This window comes from Sphingomonas bacterium, assembly GCF_903643065.1.
Taxonomy (GTDB): Bacteria; Pseudomonadota; Alphaproteobacteria; order Sphingomonadales; family Sphingomonadaceae; genus Sphingomonas.
Window position 1 is genome coordinate 1 of sequence record NZ_CAHJWX010000129.1, and the last position, 6,118, is coordinate 6,118.

General features: G+C 70.0%; 3 protein-coding genes and 1 pseudogene. 1 reads left to right on the forward strand and 3 read right to left on the reverse strand.

What is annotated here, in order from left to right; all coding sequences use genetic code 11:
- From HUU95_RS06080 to HUU95_RS06090, 3 genes are all read right to left on the reverse strand, one after another.
- Window positions 1-968, reverse strand: a 968-nt coding sequence (locus HUU95_RS06080; protein ID WP_438827200.1) for a TolC family protein, incomplete at its 3' end; no start/stop codon positions are given.
- 95 nt (window positions 969-1,063) lie between these two features.
- Entirely contained in the window at window positions 1,064-4,345 is a 3,282-nt protein-coding gene (locus HUU95_RS06085; RefSeq protein ID WP_174279299.1) for an efflux RND transporter permease subunit, read from the reverse strand.
- 165 nt (window positions 4,346-4,510) lie between these two features.
- Window positions 4,511-5,863: an efflux RND transporter periplasmic adaptor subunit gene (locus HUU95_RS06090; protein ID WP_174279300.1), complete on the reverse strand. Its 1,353-nt coding sequence runs from the start codon at window positions 5,861-5,863 to the stop codon at window positions 4,511-4,513.
- 123 nt (window positions 5,864-5,986) lie between these two features.
- Here HUU95_RS06090 and HUU95_RS14505 point away from each other — a divergent pair.
- Window positions 5,987-6,118 (forward strand): annotated as a pseudogene (locus HUU95_RS14505) (ribose-5-phosphate isomerase RpiA); the annotation flags it as partial.

Consider the following 6,118-nt stretch of genomic DNA (forward strand, 5'->3'; position numbering starts at 1 on the left):
AGCGCGCCCTCGACCGGCTGGCCGACCAGCAGCTGCAGCGCGTTGCCGTCCTGCGCCACCAGCGTGGTCTGTTCGGCCAGGTCGGCATTGGCCGTCTCCAGCACCTGTTGCGCCTGATCAAGGTCGGTGCGCGGGGAGATGCCACCGGTGAGCCGCGCCTGGGTGAGGCGGACCGATACCTGCGCGGCCTTGGCGGTCTGCTGCGCGACTATGAGCAGCGACCGGTCGGCGGCGAGTTGCAGCCACGCCTCCGCGACGTCGCCGACCAGCGTTAGCCGCGTCGCGCGCGCGGCCGCCTCCGTCGCGAAATACCGGTCAAGCGCGGCGGTCGTCAGCGAGCGGATGCGGCCGAACAGGTCGACCTCGAACGCGGTGGTGCCGATCGTGGCGCTGAACGAGCTGTTCGAGTTGGACGAGGTGACCACGGTGCCGCCGGTCGTGGTGCCGCCCGTGCCGGTGCCAGTGCCCGTGGTGCCGCCGGTGCTGGTGCCGCCCGTGCCCGTCGTGCCGGTGCCCGTCGTGCCGGTGCCGGTGGTGCCGGTGCCCGTGCCGCCGGTCCCGCCATTGCCCGTGCCCGTGCCGCTCGTGCCCGTGACGCTGGCGCCGTTGCCGCCGCCCGAATAGCTGTAGCGGCCGGTCGCGTCGATCTGCGGCAACAGGTCGGCGCGCTGGATGCGGTATTGCGCGCGCGCGGCGGCGATGTTGGCGACCGCGACGCGCAGGTCGCGATTGTTGGCGAGCGCGCGGGCGATCACCTGCTGGAGGCGCGGATCGGTGAACACCTGCGCGTAGCTGATCGACGGCAGCGCCGCCTCGCTCTGGCGCAGGTACGCATCGCCCGTCGGCCAGGACGGCGGGACGGGGAGCGCGGGACGGGCGTAGTGCGGCGCGAGCGAGCAGCCGGCGACGCTGGCAAGCGCGAGGCTGGCGACGACTCTCCTGCCGTCACGCCGAACCTGTTTCAGCACCCACGCGAGCCGCGACCGACTGGCGCCGCGTTCGTCGCGAACGCCGTGCGTGGATGCCGACACGAGTTCAGCATGACGAGATCGCTCGAGTCGCTTCACGATGGCCTCGGCAGCAGCGGCCGGTCCGGCGGCGCGGGCAGGGCCAGCTGCTCGTCATGCTCGTCGTGCCCGTCCCCACCGTGCTCGCCGTCTCGCTCCGGCCGCTTGCCGCGCAGCCGGGCGATCCCGTCGCCGACGCCGGTGCGGACCAGCACGAAGAACAGCGGGATGTAGAAGATCGCGAGCAGCGTCGCGGTCAGCATCCCGCCGATCACCGCCGTGCCGATCGCGATCCGCGCATTGGCGCCGGCGCCGGTCGAGATGGCGAGCGGCAGCACGCCGAAGATGAAGGCGAAGGAGGTCATCAGGATCGGCCGCAACCGGATCTTCGCCGCCTCCAGCGCCGCGTCGAGCACGCTGGCGCCCTTGCGCTCGGCCTGTTCGGCGAACTCGATCATCAGGATCGCGTTCTTGGATGCGAGCCCCATCGTCGTCAGCAACCCGATCTGGAGATACACGTCGTTGATGAGGCCGCGCAGCGACACGGCGATGATCGCGCCGACCAGCCCGAGCGGGATGATCAGCAGCACCGCCACCGGGATCGACCAGCTTTCGTACAGCGCCGCCAGGCACAGGAACACGACCAGCAGCGAGAGGCCGTAGAGCACCGGCGCCTGGCCCGCCGACAGATCCTCCTGATAGGACAGGCCCGACAGCGCCACCGACGTGCCGGGGATCCGGCTCGCCAACTCGCGGATGCGGGCGAGCGCGTCGCCCGAGCTCTTGCCCGGCGCCGACGAGCCCTGAAACTCGAAGGACGGGATGCCGTTGAAGCGCGACAGGGTGAACGGCGCCTGCCCCCAGCCGGTGGTGGCGAAGGAGGAAAACGGCGCCATCTGCCCGCTCGTGCCGCGCACATACCATTGCGACAGGTCGCCCGGCTGCGACCGGTATGGCGCGTCGCCCTGGACATAGACGCGCTTGACGCGGCCGCGATCGACGAAGTCGTTGACGTAGCGCCCGCCCCAGGCGGTCGACAGCGTCGCGTTGACGTCCGCCTGGGAAAGGCCCAGCGCCGCCAGCTGCTGCGGATCGATGTTGACCTTGAGCGTCGACACGTCCGGCAGCTCGGTGAGCCGCACGCCCGTCAGGATCGGGTCGGCGCGCGCCGCCTGGAGCAGCTGGTCGCGCGCGGCGTTGAACTTCTCGCTGCTCAGCCCGCCGGTATTCTCCAGCTCGACGGTGAAGCCGTTCGACTGGCCCAGCCCCCGGATCGCGGGCGGGACGAGCGCGTAGATCTGCGCGTCGCGGACGTTGGCGAAGGCGCCCGACGCGCGCTGCGTGATCGCGTCGGCGTTGTTCTCCTTGCCCTTGCGGTCCGCCCAGTCGGTCAGCGAGATGAAGCCTTGCCCCGTGTTCTGCCCGCTCGGGCCGTTGCCGCCGCCGCCCGAGACGGTGAACATCACCTGGACGTTCTTGCCCTCGTGCTGGCGGAAATAGGTCTCGATCTGCTTCTGGATCGCATAGGTGCGGTTCTGCGTCGCGCCGGCGGGGAGCTGGAACTGAACCTGCGCGCCGCCCTGGTCCTCCGTCGGCAGGAAGCCGGTGGACAGCCGCAGGAACAGGATCGCCAACAGCGCCACGATCGCGAGATAGATCAGCAGGAACAACCACTTGCGGTCGATCACGCGCTTGACCGTGTTGGTGTAGCGCTCGATGCCGGCGTCGAACGTGTTGTTGAAGCCCACCCGTCCGCGCTCCACCCAATGCGCGACCCGCGGCAGCCGGTTGGCGAACCAGCCCCGATCGATCGCGTCGTCCTCGTCCTTCTCGCGCGCCTTGAGCAGGTGCGAGGTGAGGGCGGGGGAGAGCACCAGCGCGACCAGCACCGACAGCAGCATCGCCGAGACGATGGTCAGCGAGAACTGGCGGTAGATGACGCCGGTCGAGCCGCCGAAGAACGCCATCGGCAGGAACACCGCCGACAACACCAGCGCGATCGCGATCAAGGCGATCGTGATTTCCTCCATCGACTGGATGGTCGCGTCGCGCGGGGTCATGCCGGGATTCTCCTCCAGCAACCGCTCGACATTCTCCACCACGACGATCGCGTCGTCGACGAGCAGGCCGATCGCGAGCACCAGCCCGAACAGCGTCAGCGTGTTGATCGAGAAACCGGCGAGATAGAAGGCGGCGAAGGTGCCCAGCAGCACGACGGGCACCGCTACCGTCGGCACCAGCGTCGCGCGCCACGATTGCAGGAACACGAACATGACGATGACGACGAGGATGATCGCCTCGATCAGCGTCTTGACCACCTCGTGGATCGACAGCTTGATGAAGTCGGTGGCGTCGTTCGCGTAACCATAGTCATAGCCGGGCGGGAAGCTCTTGGCCTGCGTGTCGATGAAGCTCTTGACCAGTTCGGAGGTCTTGAGCGCGTCCGCGCCGGGCGCGAGCAGCACGGCGATGCCGGCGCCGGGATGCTCGTTGACGCGGGAGCGCGCGTTGTAGTTCTCCGCCCCCAGCTCGACATGGCCGACGTCCCTGATCCGGACGCTGCTGCCGTCGGGCAGCGTCTTGAGCAGGATCGCGGCGAACTCCTCGGGCTTGGTCAGCCGCGACTGGGCGGTCACCGTGGCGCTCAGATATTGCGTGTCGGGCGAGGGCTGACCGCCGATCTCGCCGGCGGCGACCTCCGCGTTCTGCGCGGTGATCGCGGTGACGACGTCGCCGGGCATGAGCTGGAAGCCGGCGAGCTTGGCCGGATCGAGCCAGATCCGCATCGCATATTGCGCGCCGAACACCTGCGTGTCGCCGACGCCCTTGATGCGGCCCAGCGGGTCCTGGAGGTTGGAGACCAGATAGTCCGACACGTCCTGGTTGGTGGCGTGGTCGGTCTTGTCATAGACGCCGACGATCAGCAGGAAGTCCGGATTGGACTTGCGCACGACCAGGCCCTGCTGCTGCACCTGGGCGGGCAGGCGGCTGATCGCCTGCTGCACCTGGTTCTGCACCTGCACCTGCGCGATGTCGGGATTGGTGCCCTTCTCGAAGGTGGCGGTGATCGTCACGGTGCCGCGCGACGAGGAGGAGCTGCTGAAATAGAGCAGCCCGTCGATGCCGGTCAGCGATTGTTCGATGATCTGCGTCACCGAGTTCTGGATCGTCTCGGCCGACGCGCCCGGATAGGTGGCGCGCACCGACACCTGCGGCGGCGCCACGTCGGGATATTGCGCGATCGGCAGGCCCAGGATGCCGCCGACGCCCGCGAGCATGATGATGATCGCGATCACCCAGGCGAAGATCGGGCGATCGATGAAGATGCGGGAGATCATGCCCTCAACTCCTCCCCGGCACGGGGAGGGGGACCGCTCGGCGAAGGCGATTGGTGGAGGGGGCCCGCCCCGGACGGAGCGCCCGGTGCGACGTGGGGCTTCTCCGTCACGCCCTGCGGGCACGCCACCTCCCCGTGCCGGGGAGGAATGCAGCCGAGCGTCATCCTAGCCTCCGCCGCCCTGGCCGTGCGTCTGCTTCTTGCCGGCGTCCTTGGGCGGTTGCAGCCGCTCGGCTGCGTTGGCGGGGACGGGGCGCACCGCGATGCCGGCGCCGCCACCCTGGCCGCCACCGCCGCCCTGGCTGTCGCCCTTGCCTTGCCCGCCCTTGTCGCCGCCCTTGGCCTCGCCGCCGCCCTTGGCCTTGTCACCCTGTTTCCCGCCGCCCGCGCCGCCGCCGCTCGCGGCCTGCTGGAGCTTGCCCAGGCCCTGCGTGACGATCTTGTCGCCCGGCTTCAGGCCGGCGGTGACCACCCAGTCCGCGCCCTGGACGCGATCGGCCGTCACCGTGCGCTGCACCGCGTGATTGTCGGGTGTCACCACATAGACGGTCGCGTCGCCCTTGGGCCCGCGGTTGACCGCCTGTTGCGGCACCAGGAACACATGGTGCTGCACCGCCGTCTCGAACCGCGCGCGCACGAACATGCCCGGCAGCAACAGGCTCTGCGCGTTGGGGAAGCGCGCGCGCAGCGTCACCGTCCCTGTTTCCAGGCTGACCAGCGCCTCCGAGAACTCGACGGTGCCCGTCTGGCCATAGTCGCTGCCGTCCTCCAGCGTCAGGCGGACGACCGCGCGGGTCGGCGAGGCGCCGCCGCTCGACAGCTGACGCCGCAGCGCGAGCAGGTCACTCGCCGATCGCTGGATGTCGACGAAGATCGGGTTAAGCCGCTGGATTTGTGCCAGCGGATCGGTTTGCGAGGGCGAGACCAGCGCGCCGACGGTGAACAGCGAGCGGCCGATCCGGCCGGTGATCGGCGCCGGCACGGTGGTGAACTTCAGGTTGATCCGCGCCGTGTCCAGCGCCGCGCGGCCCTGCGCCACCTGGGCGCGGTTCTGTCGCGCGGTGGCGATCGCGTTGGTGTATTCCTGCTTGGACACCGCCTCGATCTTGGCGAGCGGGGCGTAGCGATCGGCCTGGATGCGCGAGGCCTCGGCGGTCGCCTGCGCGGCCTGCAGATTGGCGGACGCCTGGTTGGCGGCGGCGCGGTACAGCGAGGCATCGACCTGATAGAGCGGCTGGCCGGCATGGACCAGCGTGCCCTCGGTGAACAGCCGCGCCTTGACGATGCCCCCAACCTGCGGGCGGACGTCGGAGCTTTCATAGGCGGCGGTGCGGCCGGACAGCGTCGTGACCTGGGTCGCGTCCGTCGGCTGGACGACGACATAGCCCACCTCCGGCGGGCCCGCGTCGCCACCGCGCCCGCCGGCGCCGCCCTTCTTCTTGTCCGCGCCGCCGCCGCAGCCCGCCGCGAGCAACGCGAGGGCCAGCGCGACCGACCGCCCGTGAACGCCAAACACCATCAACCGCGCACGCCGTCATAACCGCAATCAGCGCGCCCATGCACCACCATGCTGCGATGCGCCATAGCCGCTGACCCAAAAAGCGCCGCTGGCTGCGATGAGTTAGCATGATAGGGGACGGGCATGAGCGACGACGACAAGCGGGCGGCGGCCGAGGCGGCGGTGGCGGAGGTGACCGACGGCATGCTGGTGGGGCTGGGCACCGGCTCCACCGCCGCGTTCGCGATCGACGCGCTCGGCGCCCGGGTGGCGGAC